Raw genomic sequence first — 22360 nt, forward strand, 5'->3', positions numbered from 1 at the left:
GTGGTGCGCAGGATGCCGACGGCGGCGTGTTCTTGATCGTGGGCGTACTCGGCGGCCGCGGTGAGGAGGTCCGCGGTGGAGAGGCCGTCCAGATCGGTGTCGAACATGTGTTCTATTGTAGGTCACGGAATGGTCACGAGCAAATCGGAGGCCCGGGATCCCTTACCTGGAAGGAGAATCGGCGGTAGGTCAGCAGCCTGCGGCGGAGTAGGTGTTGTGCTGGCGGCCCAGACCGCGAAGCTCGATCGAGCACGTCGTCGAGGTTACGTCGAGGCGGCCGTCCGGGAGTTCGAACGGTGTCGGATAGAAGCCGCCGCATTCGTCGTGCAGGTCGACGGCTCCAGTTGCCATCCACCGGATACATACTGCTGCGGTGATCTGAGGCATAGCCGGGATTCTGCCGGATCGGTCTATCTTCGGCGTATGGCTGGGTGGGAGGGGTTGCGGGGTGAGTTGCGGCGGCTGATTGCGGAGGTGTCGGGGGCTTTGCGGGCGTGGCCTGATCCGGACAGTGAGCCGGCGCGGGTGCCGGTTCGGATCATGTTGGCGGCTTGGGCTGCGGACATTGCGGCCGGGTTGCAGGCGACGTACCCGGAGATTGTGGAACGGCAGGTCGGGCTTGATGCAGTATCCGGCGGGGGAGTTGATCAGGCATGTGCGGCCGCCGGAGCTGCGGGGCGCGCCGGGCGGGGGGAGATCGGGATCGACGTGGAAGGCCTTGCTTCGTTGACGGTTCGGTCGGGGTGGGATCTGCGGCAGGACGTGCTCGTGCGGAATCGGGGGGACCGCGAGCAGGTGTTGATCACCAACGGGGAGCTGGCGTCGGTGGTGACCGACAGTTCGGGGCGAGTGGTCGGGGAGTTCGCCGGGCCGCATCCCGTGTCCCGGGTCGGGTTCGCAGTTGGGGCCGGGGAGAGTCGGCCGGTGCCTGTTCTGGTTGGTACGGCGTCACTCGTTCCAGAGCTCGGGTACGCCGTACCTCCCGGCCAGTGGCCCGGCATATATACGGAGACAGGTGAGGAAGGGCAGGCGTCATTGGAGCTCGCTGTTGCCGCGTAAACCGGTTGCTGTGGGGTGGGTGCTCGCACAGACTGCGGGTGCATGGATGATGACGAGCTGGCGAAGCTGCTGAAGAACGAGCGGTATCCGCGGTCCGCGAAGTACTCGGCGCGGTGGGTAGTCGATGCGTCGATGGGGCCGAATCCGGTGTGGCAGGCCGAGGCGCTGGTCGGGTCGATGCCGCTCGAGCCGGGGATGCGGGTGCTTGATCTGGGGTGTGGGAATGCCTGCAGTTCGGTGTTTCTGGCTAAGGAGTTCGGGGTCGAGGTGTGGGCGACCGATCTGTGGGTGAAGCCGGACGAGATTCTGCGGCGGGTGGTCGAGGCCGGGGTTGAGGGTGAGGTCCATCCGATCTACTCGGAGGCTCGGTCCTTGCCGTACGCGGAGGGGTTCTTCGATGCGGCGGTCAGCATCGGCGCGTACCACTACTTCGGGACGGACGACCTCTATCTCGGGTACTTCTCGCGCTTCGTGAAGCCGGGCGGCCGGATCGGGATCGTGCAGCCGGGACCGGTCGAGGAGTACGAGACGCTGCCGCCGGCGCATCTGACGGAGTACTGGAAGTGGGACTTCTGCGCGTGGCACAGCGCGGCGTGGTGGCGGCGTCACTGGGAGAAGACCGGGCTGGTGACGGTCGAGGTTGCCGACCAGTTGCCGTACGGCTGGCAGGACTGGCTGCAGTGGAACGAGGCCTGCGACCTCGACGGCGGCCGCCCGGGCCGCGAGGAAGCCCGCATGCTCCACGCCGACGCCGGCCGAACCCTCGGCCTCACCCGGGTAATAGCCCACCGCAACCACTAGCCACTGCGACACTGTCGGTATGGCGAGGTGGCGACGGCGGAAGACCCGGGATGTCGGGCAGGGACCGGCGGATGTCGCGCGGCGACGGACCGAGATCGTCGGTGTCAGCATCGATCCTCGACATGATGTCGCCAGCGGTGGCACCGGGTTGTTCGAGTTCTGGACAGACCAGGGCGTTCCGGTGCGAGTGCACGACATGGAGCTGATCAGCATCGAGGTGCGACCGGTTGAGCAGGTCTTGATCGTCCAGTTCGAATACACCGAGCGGCAGTGGACGCCGGTGGAAGCTGTTCCGACGCCTGTGGTCGTGATGCGCTTCGAAGGCGTTGCGGTGCGCCGGTGGAATCAGGAGGCAGCCGAGCCGGTCGCGGCGCTGGGACAGGTGGAGGAGTTTGGTACGACGGGCAGGAGGCGTTCGAGCTGACGACGTACGGCGCGATCCTGGAGTTCGGCGCGACGCGCTTGACGGTCACGAGTCGCGCTACCCGCGAATAGCATTCAGGTATGGCGGATTCCGTGCGGATCGGGGTTGTCGGGGCGGGGAGCATTTCGGTTCGGGGGTTGTTGCCGCACTTGTCTCAGCAGGATCTGGTGGGACGGGTGGAACTGGCGGCGGTGTGTGATCCGGTGGCGGGGCGGGCGGAGGCGGCGGCCGCGCGGTTCGGGGTGGGGCGGGCGTTTGCCGAGTACGAGGAACTGCTGGAGCGTGGTGACGTCGACGCGGTGACGATTGCTTCGCCGATCGGGTTGCACTACGAGCAGGGGAAGCTTGCGTTGCAGGCGGGTAAGCATGTGCATTTCAACAAGACGATGACGCTGACGGTGGCCGAGGCGACCGAGTTGATCGAGCTGGCGAAGGACAACGACCTGCGGATCGTCGCCTCGCCGGGGGAGATGCTGCGGCCGCATCACGTCCGGACGCGGGAGCTGATCGCGGACGGTGCGATCGGCACGTTGTCGTGGGTGAGTTGCGGTGCGGCGTTCGGTACGTACCACGAGGACGAGTCGGTGCGCGGCGGGAACGACGTACTGTCGAACATCGATCCGTCGTGGTACTTCCGCAGGCCCGGCGGCGGGCCGGTGTACGACATGACCGTGTACGCGCTGCATTCGGTGACCGGGATCCTCGGGCCGGCGCGGCGGGTGACGGCGATGTCCGGCGTCCGCGTGCCGCTGCGCAAGGACGTGCGAACTGACGCCGACGACAACACCGTGATGCTGATCGACTTCGGTGCCAACCTGTTCTGCGTCGCGACCGGGACCGCCGCCGGCGGGATGCGCGGCGGTTTCGGCGGGGCCTATTACGGTACGGCGGGCACGATCGACGGGCTGCTGCTGAACGACGAGCCCTTCGACTTCCCGCACCGCGACCCGAGCGAGCTCTCGCCTCGCGGACCGGGGAACCAGGCACTGCTTCCGCATGTGACCGGTGTCCATCGGGAGATCGAGGAGCAGCACGTGTACGAGGACGTGATGCAACTCGTCGACTGGGTCCGCGACGACAAGCCGTCGATCGTCACCGCCGAACACGCGCGCCACGTCATCGACATCATCGAGTCCGGGTACCGCGCCGCCGCGACCGGCCGGACGCAGGACCTGACGACGACGTTCTAGATTTGCTGGGCCAGCGCGAGGATGATGCCGGACGGGCCGCGGAGGTAGCAGAGGCGGAAGCCGCCGTCGAAGTGCCCGACGCCGTCGAGGAGTTCGGCACCGTGACGCCGCAGGCGGTCGATGGTGTCGTCGAGGTCGTCGACGGCGAACATCACCCTGTGCATCCCGAGGGTGTTGTGCGGCGGGTTCGGCGGGACCATGTCGATGGTGGCCGGTGAGTGGTACTTCGCCAACTCGAGCCGCCCGCGTCCGTCCGGCATCCGCAGCATGGCGAAGTCGCAGCGGACCCCGGTGAGTCCGACGGTCCGGTCAACCCAGTCGCCCTCGACCTGGCCGCGACCGTCCAGCTCCAGGCCGAGCTCTTCGAAGAACGCGATCGCGGCGTCGAGGTCGTCGACGACGATGCCGACGTTGTCCATCCGAAGAAGCGTCATCCCGGTTTCCCTCCGACGTGGTCCGTGCCGCCACCTTAGGGCGTCTATTGTCGGCGGCATGCAATCTCTGTCTCCGCGGGTACGGGCGTTGGGCGCCGCCGGGGTTTGTCTGCTGATCGCGGTGGTGGCCGGGCTGGCGGTGGACGGCCGGCTGGACCGGCATTGGGTGCTGCGCGGGATGACGGTGTTCCTGGCGGTCTGCTGCGCCGCGTTGCTGCTGGCCGATCAGACCCGGCGGTTGCGGCAGATCGTCACCGCGGTGGGCCTGGCGATGTTCGGGGTGGTGATCCCGGTGACGCAGACGGTCTGGTCGAAGCCGCCGGAGATCGCGTTCGCGCTGCAGGTCGCGACCGACGCCAAGGCCGCGGCCGGGAAGGCGTCCAGCAGCAGCGTCAGCATCGCCGACGTGAAGGCGGCGGCCGAGGCGCGCGGGGGAGCGATCGGATCGTTCCCGACCGAGAAGAGCCCGCAGGTGCGTGGCGCGGACGCCTACCCGATCATCGTCCGCGCCAAGCGCGACCAGGGCCGCCCGTGGGCGTGTGTGTCCTTCACCGGGCTCGACGCGAAGGTCCGCCCCTGCTGACGGTCCACTTCATGGGCAATCGATTTCTCAGGGAACCCGGGGCGGCCTAAGGTCGCGGTATGACACTTGGGAACCTCACCGGCATCAGCGCGCTCGCCGACGTCGAGTCGCGCTCCATCAGTGCGGAGAACCCGACCGGCGAGCCCGGTCAGGGCGGGCGGCGGACCGAGGGGACGGGAGCGCATGCGGCCCGGGACCTCGGGCAGGGGTGGAAGGTCTCGCCGTCGATCGAGATCGGGCCGGGGGAGACCGTGACGCTCGCGGACATCGCCGGGTCGGGGTGCATCACGCACATCTGGCTGACCACGCACGTCGACCACTGGCGCCGGCTGGTGCTGCGGGCGTTCTGGGACGGCGACGACGCGCCCGCGGTCGAGACACCGGTCGGCGACTTCTTCTGCTCGGGCTGGGGCAAGTTCGCCCAGGTCAACTCGCTGCCGGTCGCGGTGAACCCGAACGGCGGGTTCAACTGCTACTGGGAGATGCCGTTCCACCAGCAGGCCAAGCTGACCATCGAGAACACCCACGACGAGCCCGTGGTCGTGTACTTCCAGGTGGACTACTGGCTGGGCGCCGTACCGGACAAGGCGGCGTACCTGCACGCCCAGTGGCGCCGGAGCAACCCGCTGCAGGCCAAGACCGTGCACACGCTCCTGGACGGCGTGGAAGGCCCGGGACACTACGTGGGCACGTACGTCGCGTGGGGCGTCAACAGCACCGGCTGGTGGGGTGAGGGCGAGGTCAAGTTCTACGTCGACGGCGACGACGAGTTCCCGACCATCTGCGGCACGGGCACCGAGGACTACTTCGGCGGCGCGTGGAACTTCGACGTACCTCATCTGGGCGGCTACACCGAGTTCAGTACGCCGTACCTCGGCATGCCGCAGGTGATCCGCCCGGACGGGCAGTACCAGAGCCAGCAGCGGTTCGGGATGTACCGGTTCCACCTGCCAGACCCGGTCCGCTTCAAGGAGAACCTGCGCGTCGACGTACAGGCCCTGGGCTGGCGCTCCGGCGGGCGGTACCTCCCGCTGCAGGACGACATCGCGTCGACCGCGTTCTTCTACTCCGGCAAGACCAGCACCAACCGCCCGGCCACCCCGAGCCACGACGACATGGAGATCTGCTAGGACGGGATCGGCAGGTCGCCGTGCAGCGCCGCGACGGTGAGGATGACCAGGGCCGCGGTCCACGCCAAGGGCGCCTCACCGGCGGGCTGTAGGTCGCGGTTGACCTTCTCGGGCAGCGCGCCGGTCTTGGTGCGGTGATGGTCGAGCCAGGTGAGCAGCGCGTTCGCGGTGTCCTGGTTGCCGCGGGCGGCCGCGCTCAGCGCGAACAGCGCGGTCTGGGGTGTCCACGACACCCCGTCCGCCCGCCAGTCCTCGCCCGGTGTCACGCCGCCGTTCGGTTGCGTCAGTACGTCGTACGCCGTGTCGATCGCCGTACTGACCACCGGACGGGCCGGCGCGAACGGCGGGCCGAGGACCGTCACGATCGCGTCCCGTCCGCCCTGCAACGACACGGGTTCGACGCCCGGCTCGACGAAGCTGGTGGCCCGCGCCGGGATCCGCGGATAGTCCGGGCCGAACACCCGATCGGTTGCCGCGGACAACTTCTCCGCGGCGGTCCACCAGCGCGCGGCCTCCGGCGAATGGTGCAGCGACGTGGCGATCCCGGCCGCGGCGCGCAGACCGGTCAGCAGCGGGGCGACGGTGCCGAGCGTGAGGTCGCGCTCGGGCCGCTCCCAGTAGTCCGGCGAAGGACTCGGCAGCCCGTCCGGGCCGAGCTCGGCCACGATCTCGTCGGCCGACTGCCGGACCATGTCCCAGTACTTGTCGCCCGCCCGGCAGAACCACGTCGCCCACAGCACCCACCCGGACCCGTCGAGCTGCGGCGTACGGCCGTCGGCGGCATGCGCGCCGGTCTCCGTGTACCGCGCCTCCCACCGCCCCTTCGCGGGACGGACGCGATTCAGGAACGCCAGTTCGTCGAGCGCCTTGTCGTACTGCCCGATCGCGCACCGGGCGACCGCGACGAACGACGCGTCCCGCGGCCAGACGTACCGCCAGGGGCCGTTCTCGCCGGCCAGCGTCCCGCCGTTCGGGAGCGTGAGCGCGTCGAGGTCGGCGAGCGCGTGCCGCACCATGTCGTCGTACGGGTCGTTCCCGAGGGTCGAGCGTACCGACGCGTGCTGGATGCCCTCGGAGACGAGCCGCGGCTGCGGGAACCGGACCAGGTTGCTGATCGCGCCGCCGGCGAGCACCGCCAGCAGCAGCGCGATCACGGCGTACGGGAACCACCGGTCGCGTGGCCGGTTCTCCCGCATTACACCTCCTATTGCGCCAAGTGCTGCACTTCCGCCTCGAACTTACGTCGCGGCGCCAGCTCGACCAGGTACATCGCCGACACCACCAGTGCGCCGCCGACCAGCATCCGCCACGTCAAGCTGTCCGAACCGAACAGTACGGCGAACGCCGATGCGAACACCGGCTCCATTGTCATCGCAATCGCCGCGCGGGTCGGAGTCAGGTGTGCCTGTGCCCAGGTCTGCACGATCAAGGCGAGCGCGCCGGCGATCAGCGCCATGTAGACGACGCTGATCCAGTCACGGCCGTTCGACGGCGCCGAGAAGCCGCCCGGGATGGCGCCGATCGCGCACACGATCGTGATCACGACCATCTGCAGCGACGACAGGCCGAACGCGTTCTTGGGCGTGGACCAGGCGCCGAGACCGATGATGTGCAGCGCGTACAGACCCGCGGACGCGAGCGTGAGCAGCTCGCCGGTACCGAGGCTGAACCCGCGCAGCGACAGTACGCCGAGACCGACCGTGGCGAGGATCACGGCGACCCAGGCCCAGCGCCCGATCTTGTGCCGCAGGATGACCGCGCCGAGCAGCGGCGTGAACACGACGTACATCCCGGTGACGAAGCCGGACACGCTCGCCGAGGTGTGCCGCAGGCCCTCGGTCTGGACCAGCTGGGCGATGCCGTAGGTGATGCCGAGGGCAACGGCCCGGCCGCGGTCCAGCCGGCTGAGCCGGGCGATCGCGGGCGGGTGGATCAGGACCAGCGCGACGGACGCGATCAGGAACCGCAACGCCAGGTAGTCGGCGACGTCCATCCTGGTGAGCAGGTCCTTCGTGAGGAAGAACGTCGACCCCCAGGCGGCTGCAACAGCCAGGAGCGCCAGTACAGCAACACGAGGGTGATTCACGCCTGACATCAGATCAGAACGCTGAGCTGGGAAGCAAAATCAGAGCACGGTGATCACGATCGTTGTGCCGGGTTTCACCTTCTGGCCGGCGCCGGGGCTCTGCGCGGCGACGATGTTCAGGCCGAGGTTGAACGGCGCCTTCTGCACGGTCACCTTGAACCCGGCGCTGGTGAGCAGCTGCTGCGCGTCGGAGGTGGTCTTCTTCTTCACGTTCGGCACCTCGACCAGCGGCGGCCCGAGCGAGACGACCAGCGCGACCTTGTCCTTGGCGAACAGGGTGCCGCTGTTCGGGCTCTGGCTGATCACGTCGCCCTCGGGCACCTTGTCGTCGTACTGCGTGGTCCGCGTGACGACGAAGCCGAGCTTCTTCAGCGCTTTGTTCGCGTCCCGGTACGACTTCCCGGTCAGATCCGGTACGCCGATCGGCCGTTTGCCCTTGCTGACCGCGAAGTTCACCGCGGTCCCGGGCTTCACGACCGTGTTGAACTTCGGGCTGATCGCGATCACCCGCCCCTGCGGGACGGCCTCGTTGTACTGCTCGGTGATCTGTCCGGTGATCAGCTTGATCGGCGACAGGGCCTGCTGCGCGGCGTCCAGCGGCAGGCCGACGAGCTGCGGCACCCGGTAGCGCTCGGGTCCCTTCGAGACCGTGAGGCCGATGTCGCCGTTCTTCCGGATCCGGTCGCCCGGGCCCGGGTCGGTGCGGATCACCTTGCCGGCCGGAACGTCCTCCGAGTAGTCCTGGTTGTCCAGGCTGGTCTTGAGCCCCAGCTTCGCCGCCTCGGCCTCGGCCGCCGCGGGTGACATCCCGACGAGCGACGGCGTGGTCGTGTAGCGGTGAATGCCGTAGTACCAGGCGGCGGTCCCGATGCCGATCGCCAGCGCCAGGATCACGATCAGCGCGATCGGCCCGCGCGACCGGCGCTGGGGCGGCGGTGGCGTCTTCGCCGGCGACTTGGCCGGAGCGCCCGTCGGCCGGCCGTGGTCCACCGGTACGACGATCGTGTCGTGCCGGATCGGCTGGTCGCCGGCGTCGCCGCGCGTGTACCCGTCGTCGTACCCGCTGTCCTGCCGGATCTGCTGGATCGGCACGGTCAGGTCGCCGGTCAGCTCCGGGTCGTCCGGCAGGCCCTCGTCGAGCGCGCTGCGGACCCGGTGCACCTGCCGGCTGAACACCCGCGCGTCGGTCGGCCGCAGGTCCCGGTCCCGCGCGGTGGCGCGCTGCACGAGCGCGTCGACGTACGGCGGGATCCCGGGCTGCTCGAGCGACGGCGGCGGTACGTCGTTGTGGACGTGCGCGTACGCGACCTGGATGGGGGTGTCGCCGGAGTGGGGCTTGTTGCCGGTGAGCATCTCGTACAGCAGGATGCCCGCCGAGTACACGTCCGACCGGGCGTCGGCGCTGCCGTCCGTGACCAGCTCGGGCGCGAGGTACGACACCGTGCCCATCAGCAGGCCCTGGGTGGCGGTGTTGCCGCTGGCACTGACCGCGCGGGCCAGGCCGAAGTCGGCGACCTTCACCACGCCCTTGTCGGAGATCAGCACGTTCTCGGGCTTGATGTCGCGGTGCACGATGCCCGCGTCGTGGGCGGCCGAGAGCGCGGACAGGACCGGCGTCAGCAGGTCGAGCGCGCGGGCGGGGGAGAGCGGCGCCTCCTCGCGGATGACGTCCCGCAGCGTACGGCCGGGGACGTACTCCATCGCGAGGAACAGGGTGCCGTTGTCGTCGCCCTGGTCGAAGACAGCCACCACGTTCGGGTTGGACAGCCGGGCGGCGGCCCGGGCCTCGGCCACGAACCGGCGGGTGAACTGGGCGTCGTCGCCGAGCCCGTCGTGCATCACCTTGAGCGCGACAGTCCGGTCCAGCCGCATGTCCAGCGCCTGGTAGACGGTGGCCATCCCACCCTTGGCGACACGTGCGCCCACGCGGTACCGACCGTCGAGCACGCGCCCGACGAGGCGGTCGCTGACCTGCGTGTCCACGTCGTCCGTCACTTGCGGTGAGCCGCCTCTCCCCAAACCGTTCTGGAGAGAGTGTAGATAACGCCGCAGCGTTACTGAGCCAGGCTCACCGCAGGGGGTTCCAGCCGCGTTCCAGCTGCGCCTTGATCCGGAGGACGTTCGCCACGTACGCCTTGGTGTCGGCGTACATGCCGTTCTTCTTCACTCCGCCGAGGCCCTGGTAGTAGCCGGCCACCGCGATGTCCAGCTTGGCGGCCCCGGTCAGGCGGCTGAGGAGTACGACGCCCGCCGTGACGTTGTCGTGCGCGTTCAGCAGGTCGAGTTCGCGGCTGACGATCCGGGACGCGAACCGGCCGGTGGAGGGGATCACCTGCATGGCGCCGATCGCGTTCGCGGGGGAGACCACGCGCTGCTTCCAGCCGGACTCCTGCCAGGCGACGGCGAGCGCGAGCTGCGGGTCGACTCCGTACCGCTTCGACGAACTCACGATCAGTGACCGCATCTGCGACCGGGTCGGCTGCTTGCGGTTCTTCAGGATCGCCCGGTTGCGGTTCGCCTGGGCGACGATGTGGTCGGCGTACTTGCGGCCGGCGAACGTGTTGTCGGTGCGTGCCTTGGGCCGGATCTTCACCGGGACCTGCAGCGACTTGCCGGCAAAGATCGGGTCGCTCGGTTTCAGCTTGTTCGCGGCGAGCAGGTTGGCCTGGGAGCAGTGGAAGCGCTTCGCGATCCCGGAGATGGTGTCGCCGGACTTCACGACGTACGTCACCCGGCCCAGCTGGGAGCGCTTCGCAGGCGTGCTGCTGGTGGTCGGCGCCGGCACCTTCAGCACCTCGCCGGCGTAGATCGCGTTGCCGTTGCCCGGGAGCTTGTTCAGCGCGACCAGGTTGCTGACCGTGGTGCCGTACCGGCCGGCGATGTGGCTGAGCGTGTCGCCCTCCTTGACCTTGTAGGCGCCCAGCCCGGGCGAGCCCGCGGTAATCACGGCCGCGGTCAGCACCGGCACCGCGAGCCCGGTCAGGATCCGAACAATGTTGCGCATCGCAACCAACTCCCCGTTGTGTACGTCACTTGACCCTAAGTGCTGAGGTTGGTGTGACAACAGGTGCTGATGGGGTTGGTGTGACGCCTGTAACGTAAAGGTTACAATTCAACACTGAACTACATTGGTGTGATTCACCCGGTTGCCCAGGGCAACCGCGAGTCAGCGGCCGAAGCGGCTGGCCAGGAACGGTTTCGCGAGGTCCGGAAGCGCTCCGGTGCGCACCGTCTCGGCCAGCACCTGTGCGGTGACCGGCGTCAGCAGGACGCCGTTCCGGTAGTGGCCGGTTGCCCAGAGCAACCGATCCAGACCGGACGGGCCGAGGACCGGTGCGTTGTCCGGTGTCGCGGGACGCAGCCCCGCGATCGTCTCGACCAGTTCGAGCTCGTCGGTGATCGGCAGTACCGTGCGCGCGTCGCGGAGCAGGTTGAACACGCCGCCGGCCAGCACGCGGGTGTCGTAGCCGAGTTCGGTGCTCGTGGCACCGACCACGAGTTCGCCGCCGGGTCGCGGTACGAGGTACACCGAGAAGCCGCGGGCCGTCGCGCGCACGGTGTGCTGCAGCGCCGGGCGGTACGCCTCCGGGACCCGCAGGCGCAGTACTTCGCCCTTCACGGGACGTACTGGTGGCCGCAGCTCTTCCGGTACGCCGTCCAGCTGCGAAGACCAGGGCCCCGCCGCCACGACGATCTGCCCCGCGTCCACCGTGTCGCCGTTGTCGAGTTGTACGCCGGTTGCCGTCGTACCGGAGGTGATCACGCGCGTCACGCGCTGCCGGATGAGGTGGACGCCGGACAGCTCAAGTGCCTTCAAGAGTGTTGCGAGGGCCTGCCTGTTGTCGACGGAGTGGTCGCCCGGGACCCATACGCCGCCGGAGACGCCGGTAGCGAGCAGGGGCTCGCGACGGCGGGCATCGCGGCCGGACAGGTCCTCCACCTCCAGGCCGAGCCGGCGCTGGTAGTCCGCGACCCGGCGGAGCACGGCCATGTCGTCGGCGTCGTACGCGACCGAGAGGGTGCCGGTCTGGTGCAGCCCGGCCGGCTGGCCGGTCAGCTCCTCCAGCTCAGCGGCAAATGCGGGCCAGGCGTTGACCGACGCCAGGTTGAGCGCGAGCAGCTCGTCTTCGCCGAACTCCACCTCGGTGACCGGAGCCAGCATCCCGGCGGCAACGTTCGACGTTTGCCCGCCCGGCGTCGGGTCGCACACCGTCACGTGAAGACCGTCCACAGCCAGCCGCCACGCCGTCGCCAGCCCGATCAGTCCGCCGCCTACAACAACCACATCTGGCATGCCGTAAACCCTACGTCTGGTGGGCCATGGCAGGCTTTGCGTGTGACTGACCACACCGACCGTCTCGCGGATGCCCGGCTGTACCTGTGCACGGACGCACGGGAGAAGCAGGGGGATCTCGCGCAGTTCCTGGACGCCGCGCTGGCCGGTGGCGTGGACATCGTGCAGCTCCGGCAGAAGGAGATGGAGGCCGCGGACGAGCTGGCCGCGCTGGAGGTGTTCGCGGACGCCTGCAAGCGGCACGGCAAGCTGCTGGCGGTGAACGACCGCGCGGACATCGCGTTCGCGGCCGGTGCCGACGTACTGCACCTCGGGCAGCGGGACCTCCCGGTGCACGCGGCGCGGGCGATCGTCGGGCCGGGGCCGATCGTCGGGCGGTCGACGCACTCGTTCAGCCAGGTGAACGCCGCGGTCGACGAGGTCGGTTCGGACTACTTCTGCGTCGGGCCGACCTGGGCGACGCCGACCAAGCCGGGACGTCAGGCGGCCGGCCTGGAGCTGGTGTCCTACGCCGCGGGCCGCCGGCAGCCGAAGCCGTGGTTCGCGATCGGCGGGATCGACCTGGAGCGGCTGGACGAGGTGGTCGAGGCCGGTGCGACCCGCGTGGTCGTCGTCCGGGCGATCACCGAGGCGGACGACCCGGGTGCGGCGGCGGCCGAGTTCAGCCGGAGGCTCCGCGGGTGATCGGCAACCAGAAGACCGCGCGGATCGTCGCGGTCGTGGTGATCGCGATGCTGGTGATCACGTTGGCGGCGTCGCTGTTCGGGTGCGCTGCGAAGACGAAGACCAGCACGTCCGGCGGCACCGATCCGGCCAGCGGCCTGACGTACGTCGCGGTCGCGGACCTGCCGAAGGAGGCGCGGGACACGCTGAAGCTGATCGACCAGGGCGGGCCGTTCCCGTACAGCCGCGACGGCGTCGTGTTCGGCAACCTGGAGAAGATCCTGCCGAAGCACGACCGCGGCTACTACCACGAGTACACGGTGAAAACGCCGGGGGAGAAGGCCCGTGGCGCCCGCCGGATCATCTCCGGCAACGGTGGCGAGCGGTACTACACCGATGACCACTACAAGTCGTTCCGCCGGATCGCGGAGGACGGGGGTACGTCATGACGTCGCTGAAGGCGCTGCGGCCGGGGGTGTACCACTGGCCGGATGCTCCCGGCGCCGACGACGTACGGCGGAAGGCTGCCGCCGCCGGGTTCGGGTTCGTGCTGCTCGACACGTCCGAGATCCACGACAAGACCGGGTTCCTGGACCTGTGCGCGACGGCGTTCGACCTGCCGCGCTGGTTCGGGCGGAACTGGGACGCGCTCGCCGACTCGCTCAGCGACCGCTCGACCGGCGCCCCCGAGGTGGTGCTGTGGACCGGCGTCCGGAACCTGCTCGACCATGACCACGACACCGTCGACGTGGCGCTGCAGATCTTCGCCGAGGACACCACGAACTCCGGCCAGCTCCGCGTCCTGGTCGCCGAGGCGAGTACGCCGGACCTGCTGCGGGCGTTGCCGCAAATTACCCTATGAGCCTGGAATCGGCCATGTATAGGGAATTCTAAGGAAAGTGTCTTAGTCTGACAGCATGGCCCAGGAGCTGTACTCGGTGGAGCAGGTGGCGAACCGCCTGGGCCTGCACGTCCGCACGATCCGCAACTACGTCCGCGACGGCCGCCTGAAGGCCGTCCGGATCGGGAAGCAGTACCGGATCAGCCGCGAGGACCTGGAGGCGTTCACCGGTACGACGGCCGCGGTCGTCGACGTGGACAGCTCCGCCCGGCACGTCGAGGCGTCGAGCATCGTGCACATCGACGCGGTCGACCGGGCCACCGCCGACCGGATCGGCACCCACATCGACGGCGCGCTGAACCGGCCGGAGGCGGACGGCCTGAAGGCCGAGACGATCTACGACGACGAACGCGCCGTCCTCAAGGTGATCGTGCTCGGCAGCCTGCCCGCCACCGCGGACCTGCTCCGGCTGATCAACCTGCTCGCGGACCAGTAGCCGCTACACGCTCCGCGAGGTGGCCGCGACCGCCAGGTCGGTGAGCGCCTTGCGAGCGGTGTCGTCGGCCAGCGGCGCCCGATCGAGGGCGTCCAGCGCGTCCTCGGTGCGGTCGGTGATCAGCTCCTCGCAGGCCTGTACGGCGCGCGAGTCCTGGAGGATCTCGCGGAGCAGCTGGATCTCGTCGTCGTCCAGGTCCGGCCGCCCGAACAGCCGGTTGAACTCGGTCAGCTGGATCTCCGACGCGTGGTCGACGGCGTACGCGATCAGCACCGTCCGCTTGCCCTCGCGGAGGTCGTCGCCGGCCGGCTTCCCGGTCAGCGCCGGGTCGCCGAACACGCCGAGCAGGTCGTCGCGGAGCTGGAACGCCTCGCCCAGCGGCAGCCCGTACCCGGACAGCGACGCGATCAGCCGCTCGTCCCCGCCGGCCAGCGCGGCGCCGATGTGCAGCGGCCGCTCGATCGTGTACGTCGCCGACTTGTAGCGCAGCACCCGCAGGGCGAGGTCCATGTCGGACTCGCCGCTCGCCTGCGCGACCAGGTCGAGGTACTGCCCGGCGGTCACCTCGACGCGGACGGCGTCGAAGTACTGCTCGGCCCGGGCCAGTGCCGCGGCGTCGAAGCCGGACGTGTGCAGCAGCTCGTCGGCCCAGATCAGGCACAGGTCGCCGAGCAGGATCGCGGCGCCGACCCCGAAGCCGACCGGGTCGCCGCCGCGGCCGGTCTTCGCGGCACGCTCCCGCTGCAGCGCCTCGAACCGGCGATGCGCGGCCGGCGCACCCCGGCGTACGTCGGAGGAATCCATCACGTCGTCGTGCACGAGCGCGCTGACGTGCAGCATCTCCAGACTCGCCGCGGCGGGCAGGATCGGCAGCGACGCATCGCCGCCGGCGGCCCGGTAACCCCAGTAGCAGAACGACGGCCGGAGCCGCTTGCCGCCGCTGGTCGCGTCCCGCGCCGCCCGCACCTGCTCGGTCAGCTCCGGCCCGATCGCCGCCAGCCGCTCCTCCTGCCGGTCCAGGAACTCGCTCAGCGCCTGCTGGATCCCGGCCGGGATGTCCACATCGTCCACGTCTCGGAGCGTAGTCGGTCTGCGGACGGCGGCGTTCGGCGCGGGTAACCTGAGGCGCATGGCGAACGGACTTCCCTCGACGCTGCCCGGCGGTGCGCCGAGCATCCGCGAGTTGCTCGCGTCCGGGGAGCGGTCCTTCTCGTTCGAGTTCTTCCCGCCGAAGACCCCGGAGGCGGAGGAGGTGCTGTGGCGCTCGATCCGCGAGATCGAGCAGCTCCGGCCGACGTTCGTCTCGATCACGTACGGCGCCGGCGGCAGCACCCGGGACGGGACGATCCGGGTCACCGAGCGGGTCGCGCAGGACACCTCGCTGACCCCGCTCGGGCACCTGACCTGCGTCGCGCACTCCCGGGACGAGCTGCGCTCGGTGATCGGCGCGTACGCCGGATCCGGCGTCCGGAACATGCTCGCGCTCCGCGGCGACCCGCCCGGCGGGCCCAACCAGCGGTGGGTCGCGCACCCCGACGGGCTGAACCACGCGATCGAGCTGGTCGAGCTGATCCGTTCGCTCGGCGACTTCTGCGTCGGCGTGGCCGCCTTCCCGGACAAGCATCCGGAGGCGGCCTCGCCGGCGGCGGACGCGCAGGTGCTGGCCGCGAAGGCGCGGGCCGGTGCGGACTACGCGATCACCCAGATGTTCTTCGGCGCCGACGACTACTTCCGGCTGGTCGACCGGGCGGCCGCGCTCGGCTGCGACATCCCGGTGCTGCCCGGCATCATGCCGGTGACCAACATCAAGCAGATCCAGCGGATGGCGGAGCTCACCGGCATGGCGTTGCCGGCCTCCGTCACCGAGCGGTTGCACGCCGTCGAGGACGATCCGGCCGCGGTCCGGGAGACCGGCATCGAGATCGCCACCGAGCTGTGCGAACGCCTGCTCGCCGGCGGCGCCCCGGGCATTCATTTCATTACCTTGAACAGATCCACCGCAACACGACAGGTCTTCCGCAACCTCCGGCCCGCCGTCGTATCCTGACGCAATGGCTGACCCGTCGGACCTGTTGATCGACCGAACTCTCGTCCTGCTCCGGCACGCGAAGGCGGTGCCGCCGGAGACCAGGCCGGATCTGCCGGATCTCGAACGCCCGCTCGCCGACCGCGGCCGCGCGGACGCAGGCGCGGCCGGCCGGCACCTCGTTGCCCAGGGCATCGAACCGGACCTGGTGCTGTGCTCGCCCTCGAAGCGCACCCGGGAGACCTGGAAGCTGGTCGCCGAGGCCGGCGTCACCGCCAAGGACGTCTGGTACGACAAGCGGATCTACAACGCCGACACCGAGTCCCTGCTGGACGTCATCCACGAAGCGCCGTCCGAGGCCCGCACGGTGGTCGTGGTCGGGCACGCGCCGGGCATCCCGTGGCTGGCCGACGAGCTCGCGCTGGACGGCACCAGCCCGGAGCGGATCGAGCTCACCCAGAAGTACCCGACCACCGGACTCGCGATCCTGCACCTCACCACCCACTGGGCCGACCTCGCCGCGAACGAGGCCGACCTGGTGGAGTACGTCGTACCGCGGGCTTAGCTTGGTGCCGGGCAGGTGCCGTCCGCCGGTAGCTGCCCGGTCAGCAGGTACTTCTCCGCCTTGCCGTCGATGCAGGGATTGTTCGAGAACAAGTACGACGCGTGGTTGCCGCCGTTGTCGGTGAGCAGCTTCGAGCCCGTGAGGACCGCGTGCATCCGTCGCGCGCCGAGCAGCGGTGTCGCCGGGTCGTCGCGACTCTGCAGCAGAAGCACCCGTACGGCGGACCTGATCGGCGACTGCCGCACCGGAGCGACCGGCCAGAACGCGCAGGGCGCGCTGTACCACGTGTTCATCCAAGCGAACTGCGGTGCGCGCCGATCGGCGACCGCGGTGTCCCAATGCCACGCGCGCCAGTTCCGCGGCCAGCCAGGATCCGTGCAGTTGTAAGCGAGCAGCCCCGGATCCACCGACTGCAACGCGAACTGGTCCGTGATTGACAGCAACCCGGACGGGTCACCGTGCCGGTACTGAACCAGGGCGTCCGCCAGCGACGACCACAGGTCGTCCGTATAGAGCGCGGACGCCAGCATGTCGTCCAGCTCGGCCGTGCCGGCCCGTCCGCCGGCAGGCTTCTTCGCCAGATCGCTCCGCGCCTTCTGCCAAACCGCCGCGACAGCCTTCGCCGTCGTACCAAGGTGGTATGTCTTGTCCTGCCGCGCGATCCAACCGAACAGCTGACCGGACCGTGCCTGGAAGGCCGGGTCCTGCTCGTACGTCGTCCTGTACGTCGACACCAGCGGGTCGACCACGCTGTTCAGGATCATCCGCCCGGTGTGCTGCGGGAACAGGGTCGCGTACGTCGCTCCGAGCTTCGTCCCGTACGAATAGCCCAGGTAGTCGAGCTTGTCGCGGCCGAGCGCGATCCGGATCCGGTCCATGTCACGGGCAGCGTTCTCGGTGGTGATGTACGGCAGCAGGTCCTTTGCGTACCGGCCGCACTGCTGGGCGATCTGCTTGGCCTGCTGAACGCGTTGCTGTTCTTGCTGCGCGTTCGCGGGCTTGTAGGGGAGTGCCGGGTGCTTCACCAGTTTGCTGGTGTCGCCACAGCTCACCGGCGTACTGTCCCCGACACCGCGCGGGTCGAAGCTGAACACGGCGTACTGCTCGGCGACCTTCTCCGGCAGTGCTGCGTTCACCATCTGCTCCAGGCCGATCCCCGGAGCGCCAGGGCCTCCCGGGTTGACCAGTAGGGCGTGCGGCGCGGACAGACTGCCGACGCCGGAGATGGTCAGCGTGATCTGCTTCCCGTTCGGCTTCGCGTAGTCGAGCGGGACCTTCAGCGTCGCGCACGACACCTGCCGGAACGCCCCGGAGTCGGGCGGGCACTCGCCCCATTTCAGCTTCGGCGCGGCTGCTGCGGGCACAGTGAGTTGCGTGGCCATCGCGACGACAGCGACGGCCACGCCCAGAACCTTGGTCAAAGCGCTACTTCCTGGGAGTCAGGAGTCGCGGGCGGGCAACCAATGGGTAGTGCTGTTGATGGTAATCAAACGTTGGGTCGCCCGGGTCAGGACGACGTACAGCGCGCGTACGCCGCCCAAGGTGTCGCTGACGATCCGGTCCGGCTCGACCACCACGACAGCGTCGTACTCGAGGCCCTTCGAGTCCAAGGGGCTGACGGCAACGACCCGCGGATCGCCGATCTCGGCCAGCACCGGCTCCACCGCCGGTCGCAGTGCCGGCGGCACGATCACGCCGACCGTGCCCTCGACCAGTTGCAGCAGCTCCGCCGCCGCGTCGCCGGCCGCCTCCGCGACCTTGCCCGCGTCGAAGATCCGGTGCTCGGGCTCGACGCCCGTACTGCGGACCGCGTCCGGCAGGTCGGCGTCCGGGATCGACTGCCGGATCACCGCACCGGCGAACGCGTAGATCTCGGCCGAGTTCCGGTAGTTGGTGGACAGCCGGAACGTGTGCCGCCGCAGGTGCGACAGCATCGAGTCCATCGCGGCCTGTGCCTCGGCCGGGTCCCGCCAGGAGCTCTGCGCGAGGTCGCCGACGATCGTCCAGCTGGCCTGCGGGCCGCGCCGGGTGACCATCCGCCACTGCATGGGGGAGAGGTCCTGCGCCTCGTCCACCAGGACGTGCGCGTACTCCTCCGGCTCCTCGGCCTCGCGGGCCGCCGCGGCCCGGGCCCGGCGCTCGGAGCTGGTCAGGACTTCGTTGACGCCGTCGCTCAGCCCCTCCAGCCAGTCGAACTCCTCGTCGGTGTTCTCCACGATCGGCGGGCGCCCCAGGAACGTACTGAGCTCGTCCAGCAGCGCCACGTCCGCGACGGTGAACTCGTCCGTCGTCCGGATCGCGGTGGCGAGCGCGTCGATCTCGGCAGGCGTCAGGTCGTTGCGGGCCCAGCGCTGCAGGCGGCGCGCGTCGCCGAGCCAGCGCAGCACCGACTCGGCGGTCAGCATCGGCCACCACTGGCTGAAGAACGTCCGGAACGCCGGGGTGTCGGTCACGCGGTCGCCGAACGCCTCACGGTCGCCCAGCGGCCCGTTCCGCAGATCCTCCGGGAACCGCTGCCACAGCGCCGCGATCAGACCCTTACGGGCCTCGGCGGCCGCGCGGTTCCGGACCGTACGCCGGAGCGCGTTGCGGCGGACGTTGTCGAGCTGGTTGGCGTCCAGCTCGACCGTCGCGCCGCCGATGAACACCCGCAAGTTCGCCGGCGCGTTCGGCACCCGGTCGCGCGCGGCGCGGGACAGCACGCCGCGCATCCGCAGCGAGCCCTTGACCCCGGCCACGACCGCACTGTCGACGGCCGTCGCTTTGACCCCGTCGACGAGCTCACCGACGGCCCGCAGCGAGACCGTGTTCTCACCGAGGCTCGGGAGGACTCGCTCGATGTACGCCATGAAGGCGGCCGACGGTCCGACCACGAGTACGCCGCCACGCTCGAAGCGCCGGCGGTCGCTGTAGAGGAGGTACGCCGCACGATGCAGCGCGACCACCGTCTTGCCGGTACCGGGTCCGCCACCGATGACCGTGACGCCGCGGGCCGGTGCCCGGATCGCCTCGTCCTGCTCGGCCTGGATGGTCGCGACGATGTCCCGCATCGTGTGCCCCCGGGCCCGCGACAGCGAGGCCATCAACGCGCCCTCGCCCAGCACCGGCAGGTCCTCCGGCGCGCGGTCCGGCGCCAGCAGGTCGTCCTCGAGGCCGGCGATCCGGGCGCCCTTGTTCCGCAGCACGCGCCGCCGGACGACCTTCTGCCGGTCGGTCGGCGTGGCCCGGTAGAACGGTTCGGCCGCGGGCGCCCGCCAGTCGATCACCAGCGGTTCGTACTCCGCGTCGCGAACGCCGATCCGCCCGACGTACAGCTTGTCGAGATCGGCCGCGGTCGCGGCGGCCGGCTGGTCGTCGCCGTGGTCGGAGTCGAGCCGGCCGAACACCAGGCCCTCGTGCTCCGCGTCCAGCTCCGCGATCCGGCGGGCGGCCGCGAACACCAGCACGTCCCGCTCGTACAGACCGGTCTGCTCCTCCTCGCGGACGCGGCCGACGTTCTGCGCCTGCCCGCGCTGGTGACCTTCGACCGCGATCCGGGACGCGGACCGGGCGGCCTCCTCGACCCGGCCGTACACCAGGTCGACGTGTTGTTGCTCAGCCGCCAGCTCCGCCCGCTCGACAGTCTCGTGATCGGCCGATGTGGGGGTTTGATCCACCGAGGTCCTCTCCCGCCGGGACTTAGAACACAGGAACAACCAATCTTAGTTGGCTCCTCTGTCCAACCCGACAGGGGCCTCAGGCCTTCCCGATGGCGTCCGCGACAATCGCCGCCCCCAGTGTGGTGGCGGGCACACCGGAGCCGGGGTGGGCGCCCGCGCCGACGCAGTACAGCCCCTTCACCGGCGACACGTTGGAGGCCCGGCGGCGGGCTGTCTTGTAGCCCTCCCAGGCCACACCGGCCCACCAGGACGGCGACGTCTGCCGCGACACGACGTTGTCCCTGACATGCAGGCCACGGGCGACCAAGAGGTCCAGTACGTCGTCGGTGGGGTAGCCGTGGACCAGCACTGACCACGCTTGGTGACCGGCCGGTGCTGTACCACCTGTCCGTACGACGACGGTCGGCGTACCGTGCAGCACGGTCTCGAACGGCAGCTCCGGCACCGGGTCCTTCAGCCCCAGGTGTACGACGTACGCCGCCTGTGCCTGGTGGGTCGACAGGATCCGCTTCCGGACCTTCTTGGCGGCCGGATCGTCGACCATGGACTCGTAGAGCACGCGCGGGTCGATGTCGCTCACCACGATGTCCGCGGAGATCGCTTCACCGTCCGAGAGCCGTACGCCGCTGACCGCACCGTTGGTCGTCGTCACACCGACCACCTCGGCGCTCGTCCGGACGGTGATCTTCCGCTCGCTCGCGCGTTGCACCAGCGCGTCCGCCAGGGCGCCGAACCCGCCGTCGATCGTCCAGCGGCCGAACGTGCGTTCCAGGTACGACCACACGCCGACGTACCCGGGGGTCAGGCTCGCGTCCGAACCACCTTGCGCTGCGAAGTGCCGCAGTACCGCGCGGCCGCGGTCGTCGGTCAGCTCGCGCTCGGCGACCTTCTCCAGCGACTGCCAGGGCTTGAGCGCGCGGACCGTCTTGAGCGGCAGCTTGTCCTCGAGCGGCGGCTCGAGTGAGGTCTTACGGAGCAGTTGCCAGATGTCGCCGTACGCGTCGACCAGCTTGGTCCACTGTGCGGCAACGGGTGCTCCGGCCAGGTCGGTCCACGCTTCCTCCTGTGCCCCGCGGTCGCTGACCGGCAGGTCGAGCACGGAGCCGTCGGCGAACATGTGGCGGCGCGGCTCGGTCACCGGCTCCAGCTGGACCAGGGTCTCGATCGGCCGGCCGCTCTTGCGGAACAGGTCGCGCAGGGCGGCCGGGAGCGTCGTACTGGCGGCTCCCGCGTCCCAAGTGAAGCCGTCGGCCTCGACACGGCCCAGCACGCCGCCCAGGTGCTCGTCGCGTTCGCAGACGGTCACCTGGTGGCCGAGCTTCGCCAGCCGCACCGCACTCGCGAGACCGGCCAGACCGGACCCGACCACAATCACTTCAGCCACTGTTTCCACGTTTCTCTCGCCACGCCTTGAACCTCAGATACCCCCGACGGATCAGCCTGAACGCGAAATAGACCGCGATCAGCCCGAGGATCAGCAGCACGCCGGCGATGATCAGCGCCGCCACCGGATGGAAGACGGCCAGCGAGACCACACCGGCGACCGCGACATCCTCTCCCGAGGACGCGGCGATGTTGGTGACCGGCTCGGGGGAGGTGTTGATCGCGAGCCGCAGACTCGACTTCACCGCGTGCGAGAGCAGCGCCACCAGACCGCCGGTGGTCGCGATCAGGGCCTGGTGCAGCGTGCTCGCCTGGCCGGACAGCAGCGCGGCCAGGATCGCGCCGATGGTCGGCCGGATCACGGTCGAGATCGCGTCCCACGCGGAGTCGACGTACGGGATCTTGTCGGCCACGAACTCGAACGCGAACAGCACCCCGGCGGCGATCAGCACCGGCGTCGTGGTGAGCGCGTGCGGTACTTCGTCGGCGCCGGCGAACCGGCCGAGCAGACCGAGGATCAGCACACAGACATAGGCGTTCACGCCACTGGCCCAGCCTGTCGTCACCGCCAGCGGCAGCGCTTCCATCGTGGTACTCCGTCAGGTGTGGTCGGCAGGACGATTTCGTCAGTATCTCGTCAGTATCGAACCCTGTGGTGTGAGTTTTGGTTAACCGTTGACATCCGCGTCGCCTCGACTCACAGTGACTAGGCTGCCAGTCTGTGTG

At 69.5% G+C, this 22360-nt stretch carries 24 protein-coding genes; 12 read left to right on the forward strand and 12 right to left on the reverse strand.

Going from position 1 to position 22360, the window contains the following annotated elements; all coding sequences use genetic code 11:
* Positions 1 to 189 precede the first annotated feature (189 nt).
* Entirely contained in the window at positions 190 to 351 is a 162-nt protein-coding gene (locus ACFV9C_RS19915; RefSeq protein WP_380195532.1) for a hypothetical protein, read from the reverse strand.
* Positions 352 to 423: 72 nt separating this feature from the next.
* Between ACFV9C_RS19915 and ACFV9C_RS19920 the strand changes: the two genes are divergently transcribed.
* From ACFV9C_RS19920 to ACFV9C_RS19935, 4 genes are all read left to right on the forward strand, one after another.
* A complete protein-coding gene (locus ACFV9C_RS19920; RefSeq protein ID WP_380195534.1) occupies positions 424 to 1059 on the forward strand; it encodes a hypothetical protein in 636 nt (211 codons plus the stop codon).
* A gap of 42 nt (positions 1060 to 1101) precedes the next feature.
* Positions 1102 to 1860, forward strand: a complete 759-nt coding sequence (locus ACFV9C_RS19925; protein ID WP_380195535.1) for an SAM-dependent methyltransferase — start codon at positions 1102 to 1104, stop codon at positions 1858 to 1860.
* Positions 1861 to 2056: 196 nt separating this feature from the next.
* Entirely contained in the window at positions 2057 to 2284 is a 228-nt protein-coding gene (locus tag ACFV9C_RS19930) for a hypothetical protein (RefSeq protein ID WP_380195537.1), read from the forward strand.
* 80 nt (positions 2285 to 2364) lie between these two features.
* Positions 2365 to 3474, forward strand: coding sequence for a Gfo/Idh/MocA family protein (locus tag ACFV9C_RS19935; RefSeq protein ID WP_380195538.1), 1110 nt, complete (start codon positions 2365 to 2367; stop codon positions 3472 to 3474).
* Here the strand turns inward: ACFV9C_RS19935 and ACFV9C_RS19940 are convergent.
* Positions 3471 to 3908, reverse strand: a complete 438-nt coding sequence (locus tag ACFV9C_RS19940; protein WP_380195540.1) for a VOC family protein — start codon at positions 3906 to 3908, stop codon at positions 3471 to 3473. The genes ACFV9C_RS19935 and ACFV9C_RS19940 overlap by 4 nt on opposite strands.
* A 58-nt stretch (positions 3909 to 3966) precedes the next feature.
* On the opposite strand from ACFV9C_RS19940, the gene ACFV9C_RS19945 reads away from it, so the two are divergent.
* Both ACFV9C_RS19945 and ACFV9C_RS19950 read left to right on the forward strand, forming a co-directional pair.
* The gene (locus tag ACFV9C_RS19945) at positions 3967 to 4491 is read left to right on the forward strand and encodes a hypothetical protein (protein WP_380195542.1); all 525 of its coding nucleotides are present in this window, start codon (positions 3967 to 3969) and stop codon (positions 4489 to 4491) included.
* Between the two features lie 59 nt (positions 4492 to 4550).
* A complete protein-coding gene (locus ACFV9C_RS19950) occupies positions 4551 to 5621 on the forward strand; it encodes a glycoside hydrolase family 172 protein (protein WP_380195544.1) in 1071 nt (356 codons plus the stop codon).
* Here the strand turns inward: ACFV9C_RS19950 and ACFV9C_RS19955 are convergent.
* The 5 genes from ACFV9C_RS19955 to thiO form a co-directional block, all read right to left on the reverse strand.
* The gene (locus ACFV9C_RS19955; protein WP_380195546.1) at positions 5618 to 6817 is read right to left on the reverse strand and encodes a glucoamylase; all 1200 of its coding nucleotides are present in this window, start codon (positions 6815 to 6817) and stop codon (positions 5618 to 5620) included. The two genes, ACFV9C_RS19950 and ACFV9C_RS19955, sit on opposite strands and share 4 nt — an antisense overlap.
* An 8-nt stretch (positions 6818 to 6825) precedes the next feature.
* Positions 6826 to 7707: a DMT family transporter gene (locus ACFV9C_RS19960; protein ID WP_380195548.1), complete on the reverse strand. Its 882-nt coding sequence runs from the start codon at positions 7705 to 7707 to the stop codon at positions 6826 to 6828.
* Positions 7708 to 7746: 39 nt separating this feature from the next.
* Positions 7747 to 9702: a Stk1 family PASTA domain-containing Ser/Thr kinase gene (pknB, locus tag ACFV9C_RS19965; RefSeq protein WP_380195550.1), complete on the reverse strand. Its 1956-nt coding sequence runs from the start codon at positions 9700 to 9702 to the stop codon at positions 7747 to 7749.
* Positions 9703 to 9775: 73 nt separating this feature from the next.
* Positions 9776 to 10711 carry a LysM peptidoglycan-binding domain-containing protein gene (locus tag ACFV9C_RS19970; protein ID WP_380195552.1) on the reverse strand — a complete coding sequence of 312 codons (936 nt, stop codon included), beginning with the start codon at positions 10709 to 10711 and terminating at the stop codon, positions 9776 to 9778.
* Positions 10712 to 10873: 162 nt separating this feature from the next.
* A complete protein-coding gene (gene thiO / locus ACFV9C_RS19975) occupies positions 10874 to 12001 on the reverse strand; it encodes a glycine oxidase ThiO (protein WP_380195554.1) in 1128 nt (375 codons plus the stop codon).
* A gap of 42 nt (positions 12002 to 12043) precedes the next feature.
* Here thiO and thiE point away from each other — a divergent pair, with 42 nt between their 5' ends.
* Genes thiE through ACFV9C_RS19995 form a run of 4 tightly spaced genes read left to right on the forward strand, consistent with a single transcriptional unit; the run spans position 12044 to position 14001 of the window.
* The gene (thiE, locus tag ACFV9C_RS19980; protein ID WP_380195556.1) at positions 12044 to 12685 is read left to right on the forward strand and encodes a thiamine phosphate synthase; all 642 of its coding nucleotides are present in this window, start codon (positions 12044 to 12046) and stop codon (positions 12683 to 12685) included.
* Positions 12682 to 13113, forward strand: a complete 432-nt coding sequence (locus ACFV9C_RS19985) for a ribonuclease domain-containing protein (RefSeq protein WP_380195557.1) — start codon at positions 12682 to 12684, stop codon at positions 13111 to 13113. The genes thiE and ACFV9C_RS19985 overlap by 4 nt, the downstream gene beginning before the upstream one ends.
* Positions 13110 to 13526, forward strand: a complete 417-nt coding sequence (locus ACFV9C_RS19990) for a barstar family protein (RefSeq protein ID WP_380195559.1) — start codon at positions 13110 to 13112, stop codon at positions 13524 to 13526. The genes ACFV9C_RS19985 and ACFV9C_RS19990 overlap by 4 nt, the downstream gene beginning before the upstream one ends.
* 55 nt (positions 13527 to 13581) lie before the next feature.
* Complete coding sequence (locus ACFV9C_RS19995; protein WP_380195561.1) at positions 13582 to 14001, forward strand: helix-turn-helix domain-containing protein; 420 nt, start codon at positions 13582 to 13584, stop codon at positions 13999 to 14001.
* Positions 14002 to 14004: 3 nt separating this feature from the next.
* Here the strand turns inward: ACFV9C_RS19995 and ACFV9C_RS20000 are convergent, their stop codons facing one another.
* Positions 14005 to 15072 carry a polyprenyl synthetase family protein gene (locus ACFV9C_RS20000; protein ID WP_380195563.1) on the reverse strand — a complete coding sequence of 356 codons (1068 nt, stop codon included), beginning with the start codon at positions 15070 to 15072 and terminating at the stop codon, positions 14005 to 14007.
* A gap of 58 nt (positions 15073 to 15130) precedes the next feature.
* On the opposite strand from ACFV9C_RS20000, the gene metF reads away from it, so the two are divergent.
* Positions 15131 to 16048, forward strand: a complete 918-nt coding sequence (metF, locus tag ACFV9C_RS20005; protein ID WP_380195565.1) for a methylenetetrahydrofolate reductase [NAD(P)H] — start codon at positions 15131 to 15133, stop codon at positions 16046 to 16048.
* A 4-nt stretch (positions 16049 to 16052) separates the two neighbouring features.
* Positions 16053 to 16592 carry a SixA phosphatase family protein gene (locus ACFV9C_RS20010; protein ID WP_380195567.1) on the forward strand — a complete coding sequence of 180 codons (540 nt, stop codon included), beginning with the start codon at positions 16053 to 16055 and terminating at the stop codon, positions 16590 to 16592.
* Here the strand turns inward: ACFV9C_RS20010 and ACFV9C_RS20015 are convergent.
* The 4 genes from ACFV9C_RS20015 to ACFV9C_RS20030 form a co-directional block, all read right to left on the reverse strand.
* The gene (locus ACFV9C_RS20015) at positions 16589 to 17995 is read right to left on the reverse strand and encodes an alpha/beta hydrolase (protein WP_380195569.1); all 1407 of its coding nucleotides are present in this window, start codon (positions 17993 to 17995) and stop codon (positions 16589 to 16591) included. The two genes, ACFV9C_RS20010 and ACFV9C_RS20015, sit on opposite strands and share 4 nt — an antisense overlap.
* Before the next feature lie 36 nt (positions 17996 to 18031).
* Positions 18032 to 20248, reverse strand: coding sequence for a HelD family protein (locus ACFV9C_RS20020; protein WP_380195571.1), 2217 nt, complete (start codon positions 20246 to 20248; stop codon positions 18032 to 18034).
* A gap of 79 nt (positions 20249 to 20327) precedes the next feature.
* Positions 20328 to 21635: a phytoene desaturase family protein gene (locus ACFV9C_RS20025; protein WP_380195573.1), complete on the reverse strand. Its 1308-nt coding sequence runs from the start codon at positions 21633 to 21635 to the stop codon at positions 20328 to 20330.
* Positions 21628 to 22221: a DUF4126 domain-containing protein gene (locus tag ACFV9C_RS20030; protein ID WP_380195575.1), complete on the reverse strand. Its 594-nt coding sequence runs from the start codon at positions 22219 to 22221 to the stop codon at positions 21628 to 21630. Before ACFV9C_RS20030 ends, ACFV9C_RS20025 begins: the two co-directional genes overlap by 8 nt.
* Between the last annotated feature and the right edge of the window lie 139 nt (positions 22222 to 22360).

It is taken from the genome of Kribbella sp. NPDC059898 (genome assembly GCF_042730855.1).
Lineage (GTDB): Bacteria > Actinomycetota > Actinomycetes > Propionibacteriales > Kribbellaceae > Kribbella.

Excerpts from the sequence above, each read along its gene's own strand:
- ACFV9C_RS20030 (WP_380195575.1), bottom strand. The coding sequence starts at position 22,221 with ATGGAAGCGCTGCCGCTGGCGGTGACGACAGGCTGGGCCAGTGGCGTG.
- ACFV9C_RS20010 (WP_380195567.1), top strand. The coding sequence starts at position 16,053 with ATGGCTGACCCGTCGGACCTGTTGATCGACCGAACTCTCGTCCTGCTC.
- ACFV9C_RS19925 (WP_380195535.1), top strand. The coding sequence starts at position 1,102 with ATGGATGATGACGAGCTGGCGAAGCTGCTGAAGAACGAGCGGTATCCG.
- ACFV9C_RS19950 (WP_380195544.1), top strand. The coding sequence starts at position 4,551 with ATGACACTTGGGAACCTCACCGGCATCAGCGCGCTCGCCGACGTCGAG.
- ACFV9C_RS19970 (WP_380195552.1), bottom strand. The coding sequence starts at position 10,711 with ATGCGCAACATTGTTCGGATCCTGACCGGGCTCGCGGTGCCGGTGCTG.
- ACFV9C_RS19920 (WP_380195534.1), top strand. The coding sequence starts at position 424 with ATGGCTGGGTGGGAGGGGTTGCGGGGTGAGTTGCGGCGGCTGATTGCG.
- ACFV9C_RS19995 (WP_380195561.1), top strand. The coding sequence starts at position 13,582 with ATGGCCCAGGAGCTGTACTCGGTGGAGCAGGTGGCGAACCGCCTGGGC.
- thiO (WP_380195554.1), bottom strand. The coding sequence starts at position 12,001 with ATGCCAGATGTGGTTGTTGTAGGCGGCGGACTGATCGGGCTGGCGACG.
- ACFV9C_RS19935 (WP_380195538.1), top strand. The coding sequence starts at position 2,365 with ATGGCGGATTCCGTGCGGATCGGGGTTGTCGGGGCGGGGAGCATTTCG.
- ACFV9C_RS19915 (WP_380195532.1), bottom strand. The coding sequence starts at position 351 with ATGGCAACTGGAGCCGTCGACCTGCACGACGAATGCGGCGGCTTCTAT.
- ACFV9C_RS19940 (WP_380195540.1), bottom strand. The coding sequence starts at position 3,908 with ATGACGCTTCTTCGGATGGACAACGTCGGCATCGTCGTCGACGACCTC.
- ACFV9C_RS19930 (WP_380195537.1), top strand. The coding sequence starts at position 2,057 with ATGGAGCTGATCAGCATCGAGGTGCGACCGGTTGAGCAGGTCTTGATC.
- ACFV9C_RS19990 (WP_380195559.1), top strand. The coding sequence starts at position 13,110 with ATGACGTCGCTGAAGGCGCTGCGGCCGGGGGTGTACCACTGGCCGGAT.
- metF (WP_380195565.1), top strand. The coding sequence starts at position 15,131 with ATGGCGAACGGACTTCCCTCGACGCTGCCCGGCGGTGCGCCGAGCATC.
- ACFV9C_RS19945 (WP_380195542.1), top strand. The coding sequence starts at position 3,967 with ATGCAATCTCTGTCTCCGCGGGTACGGGCGTTGGGCGCCGCCGGGGTT.
- ACFV9C_RS19955 (WP_380195546.1), bottom strand. The coding sequence starts at position 6,817 with ATGCGGGAGAACCGGCCACGCGACCGGTGGTTCCCGTACGCCGTGATC.